The organism is Bacillus sp. A260 (genome assembly GCF_009861435.1).
GTDB classification, from domain to species: domain Bacteria; phylum Bacillota; class Bacilli; order Bacillales; family Bacillaceae_G; genus Bacillus_A; species Bacillus_A cereus.
Genome location: NZ_CP046398.1, coordinates 4,651,128 through 4,670,807, shown reverse-complemented (window position 1 = coordinate 4,670,807; position 19,680 = coordinate 4,651,128). Strand labels below are relative to the sequence as shown.

The window sequence follows — 19,680 nt, the reverse complement described above, 5'->3', positions numbered from 1 at the left end:
AAATATTAGTAAGAAATTAAGAGTATGTCAAATGTTTTATGCTTACATCTGGATAAGGCTCATTCGCTTTTTAATAAAGCCCAATTCCTAAAACAAGCCCGTTTTTAGGTAAGCCAAGCTTCCTATTCGCCCTGAAAACATAATATAAATGGAATCCCCTCATTTAGAGCAAGGTGAACTTGTTATGAATGATACTAAAGGAGGAATAGGGTAATGAGCGAAAAGTGTGAACACAGACATGATGATTGTAACCGCAGACATGGTTGCGGAGGCGGTTTTGCGCTTCTAATTGTATTGTTTATTTTATTAATTATCATCGGTGCTAGCTGCTTCGGCGGAGGCGGCGGTTGTGGCTATGGTGGTTATGGCGGTTATGCTGGCGGCTACGGCGGATATTGCTGCTAATTATTAAAAACTATTGAAAATAGCCTTGTGCATATTGCACAAGGCTATTTTATTCATATTTTTATATGCTGTGATAATTTATTAATGTAAAGAGAACGGATTAAGAAGAAGAAAATGATCTCGATAATCCCGAAAAAGGTGAGTACGATACATGTCTCTTTTAATAAGGAGAAAGAAAACATGCTTTGTAAAAACTTAACCGCAAATAATGTGTGAACACCAGCAACGATATAAGGAACGAAAAATAAAATTCCTAATTGAATCGTTGCAGAGCGAAACATTTCTGATTCAGTTAAGCCAAGCTTTGTAATCGTAATATACTTTTGTCTTTCAGTTGTTAAGTCATTATACATACGGAAATATAAAACACTAGCTGCTCCGATAAAGAAAATAAAGCCGAGAAATGCCCAAATAAAGAATTGAGCGACTGCATTTCCTTTACTATGAACGAGTTCATCCGTAGCTGTATAAATATAAAATGGTTTAATGAAATCTTCTTCATTTTTATGTGCTTCATACAAGGTTTCTGCATCATGATTTAAGCTTTTTAATATATTTTTTGTTGGGACAATTGCATTTTCCCAATTTTCCACGAAGTAGTTATAGACTGTAATTGTTTCAATATGAGGAATCATATTTTCAATTACTTCATCTTGCATCACAATTAAGTGAGGTAATGCAAAGGGAGGCTCAATTCCTCTATTAATAAAACCTTTAATTTGAAATTCCTTTTTATTAGAGCCAAGTGTAATCGTGTTCTGCTTCGCAAATGGGTTAGACACGAGATTTAATAACACTGGTGAATAGCGAGAAATATTATAAACTTGTGAAGAATCGAGAGTGATTTTTGGTCTGTTTAATTGCTGTGCTATTGCGTTATAATCACTCATTTTCATAATGGCAATTGATTCTTTTGAAGCTGTATCTTTTAAAACGGTAAACTTATATTTGTCATATTGAAAATTAGCATTTGTAAGTTCAGTTTCAATCGTAGTAATATGCTTTTGTTCAAATGCATTAACACCTTCTGATGTATAGGTGAATGGTATTGGATATCGTTCTAGTATGGGTGCTTTCGTATTATTGTTTGCAGCAAATAACCCGATAATAATTGTAAATGCAAGTGCAGATAGCATAGAAACAATAAAGAGTACATTAATATTACTGCGTGTACGAGAAACTAAATCTGAAATCCATAACATATTTATTTGTTTTAAATAAAACTTTCTTCGTTTCTTTAAAATATAGATAAAGAGAAGAAATGTTTGTGAAAAAAATAAATACGTCCCAACTACTACAAGCGGTAAAATAGATAGCATAATTAAGAATACAGATCCATTTTGTGCATTTTTTTCCGTTATGTAGCCTTGCGGATAACCAGCAATATAATAGCATAGTCCTAAACAAGTTAAAGCAAATAGTGAAATCAGTATAGATGGTTTTTTTTCGCTCTTCTCTTTGTTAACGCCCTTAATAAGCTTCGTTGTTTTTCGAGTACGAATAAACATTGGTGTAAATGTAGAAACGATTAAAAATAAGATAATAAACGTTACGGTTGTAACGATAATCGCTTCTGTTGGCCAATATAAATAGAGACCTTTCGCGTTTGTTAATTTCGAAGTGACTAATAAGAAAAAGTTAGAAAATACAAGTCCACCTTGAATGCCGATAAAGATAGACAATATCCCGATTATCATATTTTCAGTAAATAACAGTCTCTTTAATTGTCTCTGTGAGATACCGAGAATGGTGAGTATCCCGAATTGGTGCTTCCGTACATTTAAAAATGTTCCAATTGAATATAAGAGAAAGAAGAACGAGAACATAACAATCACAAGCTGTGCTGTACTAGCTAAGTTCATTAGAGGATCACGTTCTTGGAAACTTTGTACACTTTGTAACCGCGGGTGATACGCGTATACAGTAAATGAAAAGAAAACCATGATAGAAAACGCACTACTTACAAAGTAGGCGAAATATGCTTTCGAATTACGTGAGACATTTTTAAATGCGAATTGCCAAAATGTCATCCACGTCTTCCTCCTAATAATGCTAAAACATCTAATATTTCTTGATAAAATTTCTCACGGTACAATCCGCGGTGTAGTTCATTGTAAAGCTCTCCATCTTTAATGAAAATAACACGGTTACAATAACTTGCTGCAAACGGATCGTGCGTAACCATTAAAATCGTTGCATCTTCTTCTTTATTTAATTTCGTAAATAGCTCCATTACGTCAATTGCCGCTTTTGAATCTAAGTTTCCTGTCGGTTCATCGGCAAGTAGAAGTGAAGGATGATGAATGACAGCACGTGCTACTGCGGTACGCTGTGCTTGTCCCCCGGAAACTTCAAAAATACGCTTGTCCAAAATATGATCAATTCCAAGCTTTTTTGAAATGTTATCAAGCTTTTCATCCATTTCTTTTAATGGAACATTATCTAATGTTAAAGGTAGTACGATATTTTCACCGATTGTTAGTGTATCTAGTAGGTTAAAGTTTTGGAAAACAAATCCTAACTCTTGGCGGCGGAAAATAGCTAACTTCTCTCTACGAAATGTGTGCGGTTTTTTTCCGTTAATCACGACATCACCAGAAGTCGGAGAATCGATTGTAGAGATAACGTTTAAAAATGTAGATTTCCCGCTACCAGATGGTCCCATAATGGCAACGAATTCACCTTTATCCACGTGTAAATTTATATTTTTTAAAGCAGTATGAGGGACTTTTCCCTCATATACTTTTGAGACGTTTTTTATGTGTAATACTTCTTCCATAGTAATCACCTTTCTACTTTTTAAAACTTAATGTGTTGTGATAATTTTTGCATATAAAAGGAACGAATTAAAAGGAAAAATAAAATTTCAACTGTTCCAAAAATCATAAGTACGACTGTAATTTCAGCGAAGAACGAGAGATGTAATATTTCTTGTAGCATCTTTGTCGCAAACATCGTATGGATTGATGCCATAATGTAAGGCACGAAGAAAAGAATCGCAAGCTGAATTGTCGCTGAACGTTTCATTTCAGTCTCAGTTAAGCCAATTTTCGTAATCGTTATATATTTTTCTTGCTCATTTGTTAAATCTGTATACATTCGGAAGTACAGAACACTACCAGCACCGATAAAGAAAATAACACCTAAGAAAGTACCAATTAAGAAGAATGAGGCAACATTTAGTTTTTTCTTATATAGAGAATCGCTCGCTTCACTTGCATGGAAAGGTGGGTGCTCTGCTTGAATTGCTACATTATCGTTATGGATTTTTGTTATAAACGATGAACCGATATTATGTGCTTTTTCCCAATCTGTAACTTTGAAGTTATATACACTCATTTGTTTGGAAACTGTGGATAAGGCTTCTACATTTTCATCAGATAGTATGAGTAATTGGTATATTAAGCTGTTTGGGAATGGGCTATAACTTTTATATTCTTTCACTTGTAGTTGTAAATTGTTTTGAGTAAGTGTAAGAGTATTTTTCTTTTCTTCATTGTGAAGTGTTCCAATAACTTGATCATCTAAGTCTTTCATAAGAATATAAGATTCATTCTTATTTACCGTGAGTTTTTCCAAATTTAATGCTTTAGCAAGTACATTATAGTCACTTTGTTTAATTGCGTAATAGAGCTGCGTGTTATCTTCAGCTGAAGATACCTCATATATATCCGTTTTAAATTTTGTATAAGTAAAGTGCCCTTCATTAAATTTCTGCTCTAACCAGTTTAAATGTTCATCAGCTAATGTATTTTCAGTATGCGATAAATACGTAAACGGGAAAGGGTTTTGTCTAATTGCATCAAACTTTGTAAATTTCCCAAAACCGTATAAGAATGTAATCATTGTAAAAGCGAGTGTTGATAGCATCGCTACAATAAAGAGCATGTTAATGTTTGTCCGAATGCGCGCTGCTAAATCCGAAATCCAAAGCATATTAATTCGTTTCATATAAAACGTTCTTCGCGTTTTTAAAATACGAATAAGTAAAAAACTAATTTGTGAAAAGAAAAAGTATGTTCCAGCTGCAATAAGCGATGGGATGACAAATATACTAGAGACGGCGTATAAAAGCCCAATGATGTCACCTAGCGACATAAAATACAACGGATTTGCGGCTAACGCATATCCACATATTAAACACGTCGCACCAAATAGAGAGATGAGCACGGATGCTTTTCTTTCTTTTTGTTGTGTTCCTTCTTTTAAAAGACGTACGGCTTTTCTCGTACGAATGAGCATCGGTGTAAAAGATGATACGAGAATGAAGAGCCCAAGAAAGATGATGATAGTTAAAACGATAGCACTTGTAGGCGGATATAAATATAAACCAGGTACGTGTGTAATTTTGGCGGTAACTAATAAAAAGAACTGTGAAAAGACAACTCCAAGTTGAATGCCAAAAAATATAGAAAGAGCACCAATTAACATATTTTCTATAAATATGAGTCGCTTTAATTGTTTTTGAGATATGCCAAGTACTGTTAAAATCCCGAACTGTTTTTTTCGTACTTTTAAAAAGGTCCCGATTGAATACAGTAAAAAGAAAAATGAAAAGAACACAATGACAACTTCTGAAATTGTCATTAATATGTTCAGAGAATAATTCACGTCTGTCATATGCAATTTAGGATGAAATAAATAAACTGCAAATGAGAAAAAGATTGCGATGGAGAACGCACTGCTTACAAAATAGGCGAAATAAGCTCTGGCGTTCCGCGTCACGTTTTTAAATGCAAACTGCCAAAATGTCATTCACCTGAACCTCCTGATAGGGTGAAGATGAGAAGAGCATAAGAAATACTCTTTTCATCAAGTTTGTTTTAAATATTTTGTCCACTCGTGTATTGTGATAATTTTTGCATATAAAGTGAACGAATGAATATGAAAAATACGATTTCAACGAATCCAAAAATAATAAGAACGGCTGAAACTTCTTTGAACAGAGATAAACCAATTACATCTTGTAGCATTTTTGTTGCAAACATTGTATGAATGGATGCCATAATGTACGGAATGAAAAATAAAATACTAAGTTGAATGGTTGCAGATCGTTTCATCTCTGTATCTGTTACACCGATTTTAGAAATCGTTATATATTTCTCTTGTTCGTTCGTCAAATCCGTATACATTCTAAAGTAAAGAACGCTACCAGCTCCAATGAAGAAAATAACTCCTAAAAAGGTCCCAATTAGGAAAAATGCAGCACTGCCTGATGTTATTTTGTATAACGATCCTGCTGATTCAAAGGAACGAATAAGAGGTCCTTCATACTGGGATTTATTTCGATCTTTTTGCACTTTTTCTATAAAATTATCAGCAATTTCATATGTCTGTTCCCAGTTTTGAATTTTGTAATTGTATGCTGATATATGCTTTACGGTGCTAGGTAAGTTATTTACGATAACATCAGGCAAAACTATCGTTTGATATGAAAAGCCAGATGGAATTGCATTCACATGCTCATAGCCTTTCACTCGTAATTTCGTATTTGTACTAGAGAGTGTAATGTAATCTCTTTTGTAGCTTTGCTCAAATTCGTTGAATATGGTGTTATAAGATGTCCCTGTTAGCACATATGCTTCGTTATCATCCATAAATAGTTGTTTCATTCGTAAAGAATCTGCAAGTTTGTTATAGTCACTTTGCTTAATTGCGTATACGTCATTATAAATAGCTATATCTTTATCTTCTTTTAGTGGTGTTTCATATATATCAGCTTTTATTTTTTGATAGGGGAAATGCTCTTTGTGTAATTGTTGCTCAAGCCAATTTAAATGCTCTGTAACAAAAGGGTTCGCATCATAAGAAAAATAAGAAATTGGAAAAGGAGAAGTTCTATTCACCTCTAGCTTAATAAATTTCCCGAATCCATATAGAAACGTAATCATTGTGAAAGCAATTGTAGATAGCATCGCTACAATAAACAGCATATTAATATTCGTTCGAATACGGCTCGCTAAATCCGAAATCCAAAGCATATTAATCCGTTTCATATAAAACTTCCTTCTTTTCTTTAAAATATAAATAAGTAAGAAACTAATTTGTGAAAAGAAGAAATATGTTCCAATTGTAACAAGCGTTGGGATAACGAAAATACTTGAAACCATATATATAACACCGATTTGCGGGCTTACTGATACGAAATATTTAGGATTTCCAGCTAACGCATAACCACCAAATAAACAAATCGCACCAAATAATGAAACAAGTATGGATGGTTTTCTTTCTTTTTGTTTTCCACCATTTGTTTTTAAAAGGTGTACTGCTTTTTTTGTACGAATAAGCATTGGTGTGAATGCAGATACAATGATAAAAAGACTAAGGAAAACAATGGTTGTTAAAATAAACGCGTTAGTAGGCCCGTATAAATATATTCCTGGAACATGGGTAAGTTTGGCTGTTACTAATAAGAAAAATTGAGAAAAAACAACTCCAAACTGCATGCCGAAAAAGATAGATAAAATCCCGATTAACATATTCTCCATAAAAATAAGACGATGTAATTGTTTTCTCGATATTCCTAAAATGGTCAAAATACCAAATTGTTTTTTTCTAACTTTTAAAAAAGTACCAATGGAATATAGTAAAAAGAAGAAAGAGAAAAATACAATTACTACTTCTGAAAATATCATTAATCCTGAAATTTCAGAGGTCATGTCAAAGTTTTGTAATTTCGGATGGAATAAGTAAACAGCAAACGAAAAGAACACAGCAATGGAAAAGGAGCTACTTACAAAGTAAGCAAAATAAGCTCTTGAGTTGCGCGTGACGTTTTTAAATGCAAATTGCCAAAATGTCATAGATTATACCTCCGGCTAGAAGATATAGAAGTAGTTGTATTGCAAAAAATGTATGAGAGTGAGTTCTCATACATTTTGCTTGCATATGTTACGATCATGCTTCGGTCACCTTCTCCGTATGTTCTGCTTGATTATTTGCAGCGTTGTGGAAGATGATTTTAATCGTCGTTCCTTTACCAACTTCAGAATCTAGTTTGACAGAGTGACCTAAATAATCACAAATTTTACTTACAATATAAAGGCCCATACCAGTAGATTCTCCGAATGCGCGACCGTTTTTCCCAGTGTAAAATGGTTCAAATACTCTTCGAATATCTTCTTGCGGAATACCAACACCTTCATCGCGAACTTCTAAAATAATATCTTTTCCGTTTCGGTAAGCAGATAAGAATACCTTCTTTCCGCGTTCCCCAGAGTAACGAACAGCATTTGTCATTAACTGATAGATGATAAATTTTAGCCATTTCGCATCAGAAGCAACTTTTAAATCAGAATGGACTTCTAAAACAGGGAAGACACCATTACGAATGAATAGTTCTTTTAATCCGTTAATATTTTTTGTTACCGTATCTTTTAATGAAATCGTCTCGACATGGAAATCTTCATGGAAGTTATTTAACCTAGCCATGTATAAAGCCATATCAAGTCCTTGGTTTAGACGCTCTAATTCTTTTTTAAACTTTGGAATTAAATGCTCGTCTTCCATTTCTAGCACCATAAGCTGCATAACAGAAACAGGTGTCTTCATTTGATGTACCCAATGGTTAATGAATAATTGATGTTCTTGTTGTTTTACTTCATACGATTGTAGTTCTTTTTGGAATAGACGGTACTGCGTACGTACGAGTTCATTGACACCGTGAGGCATCGGAGCAGTTGCTCTTTCAATAAACGCATCTTCCATTTTTTCTGGTTGCTCACTTAATCTATGGTACATTCTACGATTGCGAACGTAACGATAAGCGAGGAAACAAATAAATAAGTATAAACTTAAAACGACGAAGTAAAATTTATTATTTTGAAATCCGTCTACTGCATCATAAAGAACGAAAATGATACCGAAGTTTAATACGTACAGTAGAAAAAATGCAAAATGATCACGTAAAAATAGCTTCATGCTTATTCACTCCAAGTTGCGTTAAAGCGATATCCAAGTCCACGTACTGTTTCAATAGAGTTCTCAATGCCAAGCTCATTAAACTTTTTACGAAGACGTGTAATGTTTACGTTTAATGTATTTTCCTCAACGAAACTTTCGTCATCCCAAAGCGCAGCTAATAAATCTTCACGGCTCGCTGTACGAGGGAATTTAGATAATAACATTTCTGCTAAAATTGCCTCTTTCTTCGTTAAAAGAACTTGTTCAGATCCAAAATGAATTTCTGGACGTTCAGGGAATAGTTTTAAACCTTCTACTTCAACGATACGTTCAGAAATATTTGGTGCATAATCACCGTAAATACGGCGTAATTGTCCTTTAATTTTTGCCATTACAACGTCGTAGTGGAATGGTTTTGTAATGTAATCATCCGCACCGCTTTCAATTGCCATAATTTGTTCCATCTCACCAGCACGCGCTGAAATGAAAATAATTGGACAAGTAGATTCATGACGAATTTGACGGCACCAGTAGAAACCATCGAATTTCGGTAAGTTTACATCAAGTAAAACAAGATGTGGTTTCACTGCGTTAAACGATTCCATAATATCATCGAAATTCTCCGCTACCACAGCCTCATAACCGTACTTCTGAATGTGAGATTGCAGTAATGATGAAATATTTGGATCGTCTTCAACGATTAAAATTTTATACATATGTATATTCCTCCTCAAAAAAACAATTGTAGCTATAGTGTATCATGTGTTTCAAGTCTTTTCATTATGTTGAAAGATAAGCTAGTAAACAGTATAGGTTAAAAGTGAGAAAAGTAAAAAGGGCGCTGGATGAAATTGACAAATAACGGTAATTGGTTTAATATTTAGATAAATATCTAAATGTCTAATTATCGAAAGGAAGAAAGACATTGAATCAAGCATTCAAAGCATTAGCAGATCCAACAAGGCGAAAAATTTTAGACTTATTAAAAGAAGGCGATCTAACCGCTGGTGAGATTGCTGAACATTTCAATATGACAAAACCAAGTATTTCACACCACTTAAATGCACTTAAAAATGCTGAACTTATTCAAGATGAAAAGAAAGGGCAATTCGTTATGTACTCTTTAAACACAACGGTCTTTCAAGATTTATTGACTTGGGTGTTTACATTTACGAATAAGGGGGAAGAGGGGAAATGAAAAAGCATCTTTTTGCAATCTTATTAATTGTTATAACTTGTTTAGCTTGGGCGTTTGCTTGGCCACATTTACCGGATACAATTGCAACGCATTGGAGCGGCGGTAAAGTAGATGGATATTCTTCTAAATTGTATGGAATGCTTTCTATGGTTGGAATTATGATTGTTTTATATATTTTTCTAAACGTGTTACCAAAGATTGATCCAAAGAAAGCGAACTACGAGAAGTTTTCTAAAGCTTTTATGATGATGAATAACGGGATACTACTGCTACTATTTGTAGGGAATATAGATATTATTACAAGTGGATTAGGATACAATTTATTCATTAATCGCGTGCCGGAATTATTAGTGGGTATTTTATTTATAGTCATCGGAAACTATTTACCACAATGTAAACCAAACTACTTTGTAGGTATAAAAACACCGTGGACATTAAGTAACGAAGAAGTGTGGAGAAAAACGCACCGTTTTAGCGGAAAGGTGTTTGTTGCATTGGGGATCATTATGATTTTAAGTGTTTTTGCACCAGTGGCGTGGAAATCTTTCGTAATGGTTGGAATTATTATTGGTGCAGTAGGATTAACGATGGGATATTCATATATTGCTTATAAAAAAGAAATAGGGGCCTAATAAAAAATTATGGGGGAGAGAGGATGAAAAGACACGTAGTACCATGGAGTTTAATTATTGGCATTGCAATTGGATGGTATATTGTATGGCCATATTTACCAGAACAAATTCCACGCCATTATAATGCAGCAGGAGTAGTAGATGGATATTTTTCTAAAATAGAAGCAAGTTCATTCTCGATAGGTAGTATGGTAGTGCTCTATATGATATGGCTAGTTTTTGGATTCATAAAAGATAAGTCTACACAGCAATCCAAAGTTCTTTCAGCGATTAATTATGCCATTCTCTTTATCGGATTTGGATGTAACATATTTGCACTATTAGCAGCGTCTAATTATATTGCATCGGGCTCAATTGCATTTAATTTTGGACTTGGAACATTGTTTCTTGTACTAGGTAATTACATGCAACAAACGAAGCCGAACGGGTTAGTAGGCATTCGAATGGACTGGACATTAGAAAATCCTGTAGTTTGGAGAAAAACACATAGATTTGCTTCGAGGGTATTTGTAATAGGTTCACTTTGTATATATGCCGGGGCTTTGCTTCCAGATCCATTTAATATTTTTATGGGGATTGGAATCATATTAATATGTATTATCGTATCAACAATAAAGTCATATAGTATTTATAAAGAAGAGTTGAAAATGTAAATAAAGCTGCTTTTCCTTTTAGGGAAGAGCAGCTTTGTTTTTTTAATCACTTCTTCAAAACCGGTATCCAAATTTCACTTTTAAAGTTTGGAGAAGATATATCTTTCTGTTCATTCCACAATATTTCCGGTCCTTCCGCTAGTTCATAGTTCGAAGAAGGGAACCATTCAGAATAAATACGCCCCCACACATTTTGTAATGCATCAGGAAATGGCCCGACAGCTTCAAATATAGCCCATGTTGAAGCTGCGACTTCAAGTTGCGCGAATTGCTCTGGACAATCCTTTGTTGTGGCTACTCCAATATAGTGATCAAGTTCTCCTTTTTCCTCCATTCTTCCTTCAGAAAAATTAGTAGAAGCACTAATAATTCCAGTAGGTTCAATGTTCGAAAGGGACTTTAATGTTTGAATAGACTCTGGGTTTAAACTTTTCCACATAGAAGCAATTTCTTTATTTACACCGTTAAAAACGATTGGTACTCGTTTTGTAATACCTATAATTCGAAAGGGCTCTTTTTCTTCAATTCGATAGTTCATTTCATTTCCTCCTTGAATGGATAATTGGAAGGTCATTGGTGAATAAGCCTTCAAAGAATGGCTACTATTTCGGGCCTCTGAAGGTGTTATACCGTGCAAGTTTTGAAATGCACGAGCGAATGAATCTGGTGAGTTGTATCCATATTTTATAGCGATATCAATGACTTTTACATTGCTGTTTTTTAGTTCAAAGGCAGCGAGAGTAAGACGTCTACAGCGAATATAATCAGATAGTGATATACCTGCTAAAAACGAAAACATTCTTTTAAAGTGATACTCAGAACAAAGAGCTAGCCTCGCAACTTCTTTAAAATCAATTTCATTCGTAAGGTTATCTTCAATATAGCGCATTGCAGCATTCATATTTTTAAGTGAATCCATATTATGACCTCCTCTGTACATAGAATAGCAGGAACGAAATAGCTCCATCCGACATTTCGTGCACAACTTTGTAGGTGCATTTTTTACCTTACAAAATTGTAATGTTCCTGTAAGGAGAATGAATGGATGGTATGATATCCCAATGTTATAGTAACAAAGTACTTTAATTCATTACGTTAACTTTTTGATTTCTTTACTTATGTGCCTTACATAACTGTCATGTTTGTGTAAGAAACATCGATAGTGGCAAGAGTAGAGAGTGTATATAGTTGAAAATAGAGAATAGAAGAAATGAGGGATGTCGAGATGAAAACAGTATTAGAAGCAAAAAATATTGAAAAAGTATATGACACGGGTGGTAATAAATTTGCAGCGTTAAAAGGTATTAACTTACAAGTAAAAGAAGGTGAGTTCGTTGGAATTATGGGACCTTCTGGTTCTGGTAAGACGACTTTACTAAATGTTCTTTCTACAATTGATAATGCGACGAACGGTGAAATTTTAATTGATGGAAAAGATATTGTGAAAATGAATGATGATAAGTTAGCGTTATTCCGCCGCGATCATTTAGGCTTCATTTTCCAAGATTATAACTTATTAGATACGTTAACAGTGAAAGAGAATATTGCTTTACCACTTGCGTTATCAAAGGTGAAAGCGAGTGAGATTGATCGCCGCGTTCTTGAAATCTCAAAGAAATTTGGCATTGATCATATTTTAAGTCAGTTCCCATATCAAGTATCTGGTGGACAGAAGCAGCGCTGCGCAGCATCACGTGCAATCGTTACGAATCCAAGTATGATTTTCGGGGATGAGCCAACTGGAGCGCTTGATTCTAAATCTGCAACAGATTTACTTGAAAGTATGAAGTCATTAAATGAATATGATAACTCAACAATTTTAATGGTAACGCATGATGCATTTGCAGCAAGTTATTGTAAACGAGTTATTTTCATTAAAGATGGTGAACTATATAAAGAATTGCACCGCGGTGAATCGACGCGTAAACAGTTCTTCCAAAAAATTGTTGACGTAATGTCTTCTATTTCTGGAGGTATGGCTGATGACCTTATCTAGCATTGCCCTCCGCAACATACAGCGGAACTTTAAAGACTACTTTGTATATTTCGCATCTATGATTTTTAGTATCGTTATTTATTTTACATTTAAAGCACTGCAATATAATTCACAAATGGAAAAAGCAGCAGAAGCTTCTAAAAAGATTAGCGGAGCGTTCCAAGTTTCCAGTGTGATGCTTATCATTTTCGTAGCAGTGTTCATTATATATTCGAACGGATTCTTTACACGTAAACGTAAAAAAGAAGTTGGCTTATATTCGTTATTAGGTATTCGTAAAAGACAAATTGGTAAAATGCTCTTTTATGAAAATATGTTAATGGGATTAATGTCATTAGTAATCGGGATTGCGATTGGTAGTGTCCTTTCGAAATTATTCCTTGAGTTATTAGTAAATATGATGGGATTAAATTTAAATGTTCATTTTGAAGTACCGATGGCTGCTATTATTGATACAGCAATTATTTTCTTTGTGATTATTTTATATACATCACTTCAAGGATATCGTTTAATTTATCGCTTTAAGTTAATTGAACTTTTCCGTGCAGAACGTGAAGGAGAAGCAATGCCAAAAGGATCTGTCATCATGGCATTAATTTCAGTTTTCTTAATCGGTTCAGGTTATTTTTTAGCGCTAATGTACATGAAAGCAGTTATGTATGCAGACTTTATGGTCGTTGCATTATATATTTTATTAGCGACAGTAGCAGGGACTTATTTACTGTTCATGTTCTTCACAGTATTTGTATTGAAACGTGCAAGAAATAATAAGTCAGCATTTTATAATGGTATGAATATGGTAACGACATCGCAGTTACTATATCGTATTAAAGGAAATGCGAAATCATTGGCGACAATCGCTATTTTAAGTGCAGTTACATTAACAGCGGTTGGTACGTCAGTTACGATGTATTACAATACATTTACGCAATCAAAAGTTGCTGCGCCGTATAGTTATTCCTATGAGAAAAAAGATGCAGCATTAGATAAAAAAGTAAATGAAATACTTGCTGGAGAGAAGAATAATCACCCAGTCACATATGAATCAGAAGTTGAAATGATTCCTGTGAAAGGAACATTTAAAGGTGAAAGAGCTGATCAAGTTCTGAACACACACTATAATGTTACGAATCAGTACCAGCTTATTTCTCAATCAAGCTTTAATAAACATGTGAAACATTTAGATGTAGAACCTGTAAATTTGAGTGCGAATGAAGCTTTCGTATATGATAGCTTATATATTGAGAAACTTGATTTTGGTCCTCTTTATACAGGAAATACAGCTGTATTCCCTGTTGGAAATGAGTCAAAAGAATTAAAAATTAAAGGTGTAAATAATAGAAGCCTTACAAATTTAAATGAACTATTTGTAGTCGTTCCTGATAAAACATATGAGCAAGTGAAACAAGTAAACGAAACGCGTACTGTAAAAAATATTGATGTAAAAGGTGAGCGAAATAGTAAAGAGTTAACAGCAAAATTAGCAAGCATTATGCCAGCTGGAGAATCAGAAGTTTTAAAACCATTTAACGATTTCTATACAGGATTCCAAATGGGGCTTGAAACGACAGGCTTAATGATGTTTATTGGGTTATTCTTAGGATTAGTATTCCTATTAGCAACAGGCTCAATCATTTACTTTAAACAATTAACAGAAGCAAGTGCTGACCGTGATCGTTACATTGTCCTTCATAAAGTTGGTGTAACGAAGCAAGAAATGAAGAAAGCTATCGCAAAACAAGTAAGCTTTATCTTCGCTATTCCGTTAGTAATCGGTATTTTACACAGTTTATTTGCACTAAAAGGTTTATCAAATATATTACCATTTGAAATTATGATTCCTCTTCTCATTAGTATTGGAGTATACGGTGTCATCTATATTGGATATTACTTCTTAACGGTTCGTTCTTATTATAAGATCGTGAGTGCGAAGTAATAAGGGGCAGCTATCGCTACACGCGATAGCTGTTTTTTTTATTCTTCATAAAATCTTAAGAAACTTCCTCAATTTTTATTAAGAAACGATAGTTATACTTAGACACAAGTTAAAAACTATCGAACGAATGAGGAGAGGTTTACATGCAGCTCATTACATTTTTACATGAATTTATAAAGCATCCAAAACATACTGGTGCAATTGCGCCAAGTTCAAAAATATTAGCAAAGAAAATGGTTGATGTAATTGATTTTAATAAAGCGAAATGTATTGTAGAGTTAGGGCCTGGCACAGGGGTTTTTACGAAAGAGATTATGAAGAGAAAAAAGAAGGAAACGATATTTCTTCTTATTGAAATTAATGAAGTATTTTTCAAAGAATTAAAAAGAAAGTTTAAAGATGAGCAGAATGTCATTGTTGTACACGGTTCAGCTGAAAATATAAAGAAGTATATGGGGGAGCACAATATAGAATGCATTGATTACGTTTTATCAGGGTTGCCTTTCACTTCTTTACCAGAAGAAGTTTCAAAGCGCATTTTAAATAATGCGATGGAAGCGATACATGAGAATGGTGAGTTCATTACATTTCAATATTCACTTGTGAAAAAAGGGTTTATACAGCATTTCTTCCCTGAAATTACACTAGAAAAAGTATGGCTTAATTTCCCGCCAGCCTACGTCTTTAGTTGCAAAAAAGAACTAAGGAGAGCATATGCATAATGGAATTACATGAATTATTATCTTATATTGAACAATACGGTTATTGGGCTTTATTTTTCTGTTTATGGTTAGGGATTATCGGTATGCCAATTCCAGATGAAATGATTGTTATGAGTGGTGGTTTCGTATCTTCAGTAGGTATATTAAGTGTTGTTCCTTCATTCGTATTAACATATTTAGGTGTTGTATCAGGGCTTTCTTTAGGATATATATTAGGGAAGGTTTTTGGAACGAAGGTACTCCATAAATTAATGAAAAAGAAAAAAGCGAAGTATTTGATGAAATCACAAGAAATGGTTGATAAATACGGACAGTACGCGTTAGTTACAAGCTATTTCATACCAGTTGTAAGACATATCGTACCGTATTTAGTTGGGATGAATAACATGTCATTTCGGATATATGCTTTGTATTCCTATACGACAGGATTTGTTTGGACACTCGTTTATTTTGTGCTCGGTTCTTTATTTGGACAACATATTGAAAGGATTGTAGCAGCTGCGATAGAGTATGGTTTGTATTTTGGCGGGAGTATTGCATTGATTGTGAGTGTGTTTTATTTTTACAGACAAAAAAGAAATACAGTGATGAGTAAATAAAGGAGGCGGCAGCCTCCTTTTATTATTAATATGGCTTTATTTATCGAAGTGCTGATGCAAAGCCCTGTGACATTAAGAAAAAGTTAAGAAACCGCACGAGTTTTTATTAAGAAATGCTCTCTATACTTAGAAAGGTCTTATAGAAAAACATAATGAAAGGCGGAATATAGATGAAAAGATTTATTTTAGGATCATTACTTGTCATCATAGCAGGAGCGGCATATTTGTTAAATGGGAGTGCTACAGTAGATTCCATGAATCCGTTTCTTAAATTAGAATATCGTTATGCGGTAATTGAGAACGATGGAAAAGATTTAGGTGGAAATAAAGGCCGTGCATACACAGTGAACACATATGATAAGGATGGAAACGAAAAAGAGATAACAATTGATGGAGTGGATACATTGCAAAAAGGTTCCTACTGGCATGTAATTACGAGAGGAAAGTCTGTGCACGATAAGGTACAAATAGATGAAGAAATAATTCCTGATGGCGCGAAGGTGAAGTTAGGATTGTAAGTATAAACCCGGTTCTAGATGAGAGAATCGGGTTTGTTATTTTATGGTAAAATGATAAAGGGGGAGGGCGAGAGGTATGCTACTCATTGTTAGCCTTATATTAATTGGGATTATGTGCAGTATGAGAATAGTATCCTTACATATGATAGAGCGACAAATGATAGAAGAGCGATATGTATATTGCCCAAAATGTGATGCGAAAATTAGAAAAGGGAATTCGGCTCCTTTTTGTTCGAAATGTAATTTAATATTTTAACTATATTAAATCCAAAATCAATTCTTATGATTTTGGATTTTTCTTTTTAAGAAAATATTAAGAAACCCCATTACTATTTGTTAAGAAAATGTATCTATACTGAATTCTGTTGCTTAAAGAGAACATCACGAATTATAACAGGAGGTACAAATAGATGAAAACAATGTTAGAAGCGAAAGGGATTTCGAAAATATATGATACAGGCGGGAATACGTTTGAAGCGTTGAAAGATATTCAACTGCAAGTGAAAGAAGGAGAGTTTGTCGGTATTATGGGACCGTCTGGTTCTGGTAAGACGACACTTTTGAATGTTCTTTCTACTATTGATACGGCTTCAAAAGGTGAGATTTTAATTGATGGAAAAGATATTGTGAAGATGAATGATGATGAATTGGCACTTTTTCGCCGTAATCATTTAGGATTTATTTTTCAAGATTATAACTTATTAGATACGTTAACAGTGCGAGAAAATATTGCATTGCCACTTGCTTTATCAAAGGTGAAGGCGAGAGAAGTAGAATCTCGCGTTGAGGAGATTGCAAAGAAGTTTGGGATAGATCATATTTTAAATCAGTATCCGTATGAAGCTTCAGGCGGACAAAAACAACGCTGCGCGGCATCAAGAGCGATTGTAACAAATCCAAGTATGATTTTTGGAGATGAGCCAACTGGTGCGCTTGATTCGAAGTCAGCGACGGATTTATTAGAAAGTATGAAGACATTAAATGAAAAAGATCTTGTAACGATTTTAATGGTAACGCATGATGCGTTTGCGGCAAGTTATTGTAAACGAGTTGTATTTATTAAAGATGGAAAGTTATATAAAGAATTACATCGCAAAGAGATGACAAGAAAACAGTTCTTCCAACAAATTATTGATATGATGTCTTCAATCTCTGGGGGTGCGGCAAATGAGCTTATCTAGCATCGCCCTTCGTAATATAAAACGAAATTTTAAAGATTATTTTATATACTTTGCTTCCATGATTTTTAGCATCGTCATTTATTTTACGTTTAAGGCGTTGCAATACAATTCACAAATAAGTGAAGCTGGAGATAACATTGGACGAGGATTCCAGCTTGCGAGCGTAATGCTCATTATTTTCGTTGCAATATTTATTATATATTCGAATGGTTTCTTTACACGAAAGCGTAAGAAAGAAATAGGTCTTTATTCTTTACTCGGTATTCGAAAAAAAGAAATAGGTAAAATGCTGTTTTATGAAAATATGTTAATGGGTTTATTATCATTAGTAATCGGAATTGTAATTGGTAGTTTACTTTCAAAAGGATTCCTAAAGCTACTTTTAAATATGTTAGAGCTACATGTAAATGTTCATTTTGAAGTACCAGTTGGAGCGGTTATAGATACAACAGTTATTTTTTGTCTCATCATTTTATACACATCGTTTAAAGGATACCGCGTTATTTATCAATTTAAGTTAATCGAGCTATTCCGTGCAGATAACGAAGGCGAAGTCATGCCAAAAGGTTCGAAAATAATGGCTTTCATTTCTTTATTATTAATTGGATCAGGTTATTTCTTGTCAGTAACGGCTATTAAAAATGTGAGCGGTGATAACTTTATGCCCCTTGCACTTTACATTTTATTAGCGACAGTACTTGGAACGTATTTATTATTTATGTTCTTTACCGTTTTTGTATTAAAAAGAGTGCGAAATAAAAAATCCGCATTTTATAACGGAATGAAAATGGTTACGACGTCTCAGTTACTATACCGCATTAAAGGAAATGCAAAATCGTTAGCAACAATTGCCGTATTAAGCGCAGTAACGTTAACGGCGGTTGGAACTTCTGTAACGATGTATTACAACACATATATGCAGGCGAAGAAATATCATCCAGTTAGTTATTCTTATGAAAAGAAAGATATGGAATTAGATCGTAAAGTAAATGAGATTTTAAAAGAAGGACAGAATGAAGTCATTCATCAATATGAATTAGAGACGGTAAAAGTAGTAGGAGAATACGGTGATGGCACTTCATTACAATCAAGAACAACAGAACTTATCGCGCAATCATCATTTAATACAATCGCAAAATATTTAAATGAAGAAACTCTAGATTTAAAGAAGAACGAATTGTATGCATTTGATGGCATGTACAGTGAAGGTAAGAGAGATAGTGGCGTATATAAAAATCGAAAAGCTACATTCCCAATTGAAGAAGTAGCACCAGTACAAGTGAAAGATGTACAAGCAAAAAACATTACAAACTTATATGAACTTCTAGTTGTCGTTCCGGATGAAGTGTATGAGCAAGCAAAGAAGACAATTGGCTCTCATACTGTGAAAAATATTGATGTGAAAGACGAAAGAAATAGTAAAGTGTTAACGGAGAAATTAAAGAAAGTAATATCGGAAGAAGATGCAGAAGGAAGAGAGCAATTCAGTGACTTCTATACAATATTCCGCAGCGGTATTGAAACGTCAGGGTTAATGATGTTTAGTGGTATATTCTTAGGACTTGTATTTTTACTTGCAACAGGCTCTATTATTTATTTCAAACAATTAACAGAAGCACATGCAGATCGTGAACGTTACATCGTTCTTCGAAAACTCGGTGTCACGAAAAAAGAAATGAAAAAAGCCATTGCGAAGCAAATGAGATTTATCTTCTTTATTCCTTTAGTAGTTGGTATATTACACACTTTATTTGCGCTCAAAGGATTAGCGACAGTTATTCCGTATGAAATTGCAGTTCCGTTACTAATTAGCATCGGGGTGTATAGTGTTATTTATATTGGTTATTATTGCTTAACAGTTCGTTCTTATTTCAGGATTGTTAGTAAATGAAAATAAGGTATACAGTTTTTGAAAAAGCGAAAGAGAGCGTAGTGAAA

At 34.0% G+C, this 19,680-nt stretch carries 19 protein-coding genes; 12 read left to right on the top strand and 7 right to left on the bottom strand.

Features of this window, described 5'->3' with window-relative positions; genetic code table 11:
• The first annotated feature begins 213 nt into the window (after positions 1 to 213).
• Positions 214 to 405, top strand: coding sequence for a YjcZ family sporulation protein (locus GD442_RS23765; RefSeq protein WP_001290392.1), 192 nt, complete (start codon positions 214 to 216; stop codon positions 403 to 405).
• Between the two features lie 53 nt (positions 406 to 458).
• On the opposite strand, the gene GD442_RS23760 is transcribed toward GD442_RS23765, so the two are convergent.
• From GD442_RS23760 to GD442_RS23735, 6 genes are all read right to left on the bottom strand, one after another.
• On the bottom strand, positions 459 to 2,435 hold the full coding sequence (locus GD442_RS23760) for an FtsX-like permease family protein (protein ID WP_048538812.1): 1,977 nt from the start codon (positions 2,433 to 2,435) through the stop codon (positions 459 to 461).
• On the bottom strand, positions 2,432 to 3,184 hold the full coding sequence (locus GD442_RS23755; RefSeq protein ID WP_000393250.1) for an ABC transporter ATP-binding protein: 753 nt from the start codon (positions 3,182 to 3,184) through the stop codon (positions 2,432 to 2,434). The genes GD442_RS23760 and GD442_RS23755 overlap by 4 nt, the downstream gene beginning before the upstream one ends.
• Positions 3,185 to 3,204: 20 nt before the next feature.
• The gene (locus GD442_RS23750; RefSeq protein ID WP_086401991.1) at positions 3,205 to 5,160 is read right to left on the bottom strand and encodes an ABC transporter permease; all 1,956 of its coding nucleotides are present in this window, start codon (positions 5,158 to 5,160) and stop codon (positions 3,205 to 3,207) included.
• A 68-nt stretch (positions 5,161 to 5,228) separates the two neighbouring features.
• The gene (locus tag GD442_RS23745; RefSeq protein ID WP_086401990.1) at positions 5,229 to 7,208 is read right to left on the bottom strand and encodes an ABC transporter permease; all 1,980 of its coding nucleotides are present in this window, start codon (positions 7,206 to 7,208) and stop codon (positions 5,229 to 5,231) included.
• Between the two features lie 94 nt (positions 7,209 to 7,302).
• Positions 7,303 to 8,325: a sensor histidine kinase gene (locus tag GD442_RS23740; RefSeq protein WP_000765341.1), complete on the bottom strand. Its 1,023-nt coding sequence runs from the start codon at positions 8,323 to 8,325 to the stop codon at positions 7,303 to 7,305.
• A 2-nt stretch (positions 8,326 to 8,327) separates the two neighbouring features.
• Positions 8,328 to 9,023 (bottom strand): response regulator transcription factor, encoded by a 696-nt coding sequence (locus GD442_RS23735; RefSeq protein ID WP_000276738.1) that lies wholly within the window; start codon positions 9,021 to 9,023, stop codon positions 8,328 to 8,330.
• Positions 9,024 to 9,232: 209 nt separating this feature from the next.
• Between GD442_RS23735 and GD442_RS23730 the strand changes: the two genes are divergently transcribed.
• Genes GD442_RS23730 through GD442_RS23720 form a run of 3 tightly spaced genes read left to right on the top strand, consistent with a single transcriptional unit; the run spans position 9,233 to position 10,790 of the window.
• On the top strand, positions 9,233 to 9,505 hold the full coding sequence (locus GD442_RS23730; RefSeq protein WP_001070523.1) for an autorepressor SdpR family transcription factor: 273 nt from the start codon (positions 9,233 to 9,235) through the stop codon (positions 9,503 to 9,505).
• Positions 9,502 to 10,137, top strand: a complete 636-nt coding sequence (locus GD442_RS23725) for an SdpI family protein (RefSeq protein ID WP_000716355.1) — start codon at positions 9,502 to 9,504, stop codon at positions 10,135 to 10,137. Before GD442_RS23730 ends, GD442_RS23725 begins: the two co-directional genes overlap by 4 nt.
• Positions 10,138 to 10,160: 23 nt before the next feature.
• Positions 10,161 to 10,790 (top strand): SdpI family protein, encoded by a 630-nt coding sequence (locus GD442_RS23720; protein ID WP_000820683.1) that lies wholly within the window; start codon positions 10,161 to 10,163, stop codon positions 10,788 to 10,790.
• Positions 10,791 to 10,836: 46 nt separating this feature from the next.
• On the opposite strand, the gene GD442_RS23715 is transcribed toward GD442_RS23720, so the two are convergent.
• Complete coding sequence (locus tag GD442_RS23715; protein ID WP_086401989.1) at positions 10,837 to 11,709, bottom strand: AraC family transcriptional regulator; 873 nt, start codon at positions 11,707 to 11,709, stop codon at positions 10,837 to 10,839.
• A gap of 306 nt (positions 11,710 to 12,015) precedes the next feature.
• Here GD442_RS23715 and GD442_RS23710 point away from each other — a divergent pair, with 306 nt between their 5' ends.
• The 8 genes from GD442_RS23710 to GD442_RS23675 all read left to right on the top strand — a co-directional run bounded on the left by GD442_RS23710 (position 12,016) and on the right by GD442_RS23675 (position 19,633).
• Positions 12,016 to 12,786, top strand: a complete 771-nt coding sequence (locus tag GD442_RS23710; protein WP_000859655.1) for an ABC transporter ATP-binding protein — start codon at positions 12,016 to 12,018, stop codon at positions 12,784 to 12,786.
• On the top strand, positions 12,773 to 14,722 hold the full coding sequence (locus tag GD442_RS23705; RefSeq protein WP_000176152.1) for an ABC transporter permease: 1,950 nt from the start codon (positions 12,773 to 12,775) through the stop codon (positions 14,720 to 14,722). The genes GD442_RS23710 and GD442_RS23705 overlap by 14 nt, the downstream gene beginning before the upstream one ends.
• A gap of 143 nt (positions 14,723 to 14,865) precedes the next feature.
• On the top strand, positions 14,866 to 15,444 hold the full coding sequence (locus GD442_RS23700; protein WP_001176066.1) for a class I SAM-dependent methyltransferase: 579 nt from the start codon (positions 14,866 to 14,868) through the stop codon (positions 15,442 to 15,444).
• A complete protein-coding gene (locus GD442_RS23695; RefSeq protein WP_000418943.1) occupies positions 15,444 to 16,043 on the top strand; it encodes a DedA family protein in 600 nt (199 codons plus the stop codon). The genes GD442_RS23700 and GD442_RS23695 overlap by 1 nt, the downstream gene beginning before the upstream one ends.
• Positions 16,044 to 16,213: 170 nt before the next feature.
• On the top strand, positions 16,214 to 16,561 hold the full coding sequence (locus GD442_RS23690) for a YxeA family protein (RefSeq protein WP_000819388.1): 348 nt from the start codon (positions 16,214 to 16,216) through the stop codon (positions 16,559 to 16,561).
• Between the two features lie 76 nt (positions 16,562 to 16,637).
• On the top strand, positions 16,638 to 16,817 hold the full coding sequence (locus tag GD442_RS23685; protein WP_000924676.1) for a hypothetical protein: 180 nt from the start codon (positions 16,638 to 16,640) through the stop codon (positions 16,815 to 16,817).
• Between the two features lie 154 nt (positions 16,818 to 16,971).
• Complete coding sequence (locus GD442_RS23680) at positions 16,972 to 17,742, top strand: ABC transporter ATP-binding protein (protein ID WP_000855633.1); 771 nt, start codon at positions 16,972 to 16,974, stop codon at positions 17,740 to 17,742.
• The gene (locus GD442_RS23675) at positions 17,729 to 19,633 is read left to right on the top strand and encodes an ABC transporter permease (RefSeq protein WP_000059440.1); all 1,905 of its coding nucleotides are present in this window, start codon (positions 17,729 to 17,731) and stop codon (positions 19,631 to 19,633) included. The genes GD442_RS23680 and GD442_RS23675 overlap by 14 nt, the downstream gene beginning before the upstream one ends.
• Positions 19,634 to 19,680 lie beyond the last annotated feature (47 nt).

Excerpts from the sequence above, each read along its gene's own strand:
- GD442_RS23690 (WP_000819388.1), top strand. The coding sequence starts at position 16,214 with ATGAAAAGATTTATTTTAGGATCATTACTTGTCATCATAGCAGGAGCG.
- GD442_RS23720 (WP_000820683.1), top strand. The coding sequence starts at position 10,161 with ATGAAAAGACACGTAGTACCATGGAGTTTAATTATTGGCATTGCAATT.
- GD442_RS23700 (WP_001176066.1), top strand. The coding sequence starts at position 14,866 with ATGCAGCTCATTACATTTTTACATGAATTTATAAAGCATCCAAAACAT.
- GD442_RS23750 (WP_086401991.1), bottom strand. The coding sequence starts at position 5,160 with ATGACATTTTGGCAGTTTGCATTTAAAAACGTGACGCGGAACGCCAGA.
- GD442_RS23735 (WP_000276738.1), bottom strand. The coding sequence starts at position 9,023 with ATGTATAAAATTTTAATCGTTGAAGACGATCCAAATATTTCATCATTA.
- GD442_RS23765 (WP_001290392.1), top strand. The coding sequence starts at position 214 with ATGAGCGAAAAGTGTGAACACAGACATGATGATTGTAACCGCAGACAT.
- GD442_RS23705 (WP_000176152.1), top strand. The coding sequence starts at position 12,773 with ATGACCTTATCTAGCATTGCCCTCCGCAACATACAGCGGAACTTTAAA.
- GD442_RS23745 (WP_086401990.1), bottom strand. The coding sequence starts at position 7,208 with ATGACATTTTGGCAATTTGCATTTAAAAACGTCACGCGCAACTCAAGA.
- GD442_RS23740 (WP_000765341.1), bottom strand. The coding sequence starts at position 8,325 with ATGAAGCTATTTTTACGTGATCATTTTGCATTTTTTCTACTGTACGTA.
- GD442_RS23760 (WP_048538812.1), bottom strand. The coding sequence starts at position 2,435 with ATGACATTTTGGCAATTCGCATTTAAAAATGTCTCACGTAATTCGAAA.
- GD442_RS23725 (WP_000716355.1), top strand. The coding sequence starts at position 9,502 with ATGAAAAAGCATCTTTTTGCAATCTTATTAATTGTTATAACTTGTTTA.
- GD442_RS23755 (WP_000393250.1), bottom strand. The coding sequence starts at position 3,184 with ATGGAAGAAGTATTACACATAAAAAACGTCTCAAAAGTATATGAGGGA.
- GD442_RS23685 (WP_000924676.1), top strand. The coding sequence starts at position 16,638 with ATGCTACTCATTGTTAGCCTTATATTAATTGGGATTATGTGCAGTATG.
- GD442_RS23680 (WP_000855633.1), top strand. The coding sequence starts at position 16,972 with ATGAAAACAATGTTAGAAGCGAAAGGGATTTCGAAAATATATGATACA.
- GD442_RS23710 (WP_000859655.1), top strand. The coding sequence starts at position 12,016 with ATGAAAACAGTATTAGAAGCAAAAAATATTGAAAAAGTATATGACACG.
- GD442_RS23715 (WP_086401989.1), bottom strand. The coding sequence starts at position 11,709 with ATGGATTCACTTAAAAATATGAATGCTGCAATGCGCTATATTGAAGAT.
- GD442_RS23675 (WP_000059440.1), top strand. The coding sequence starts at position 17,729 with ATGAGCTTATCTAGCATCGCCCTTCGTAATATAAAACGAAATTTTAAA.
- GD442_RS23695 (WP_000418943.1), top strand. The coding sequence starts at position 15,444 with ATGGAATTACATGAATTATTATCTTATATTGAACAATACGGTTATTGG.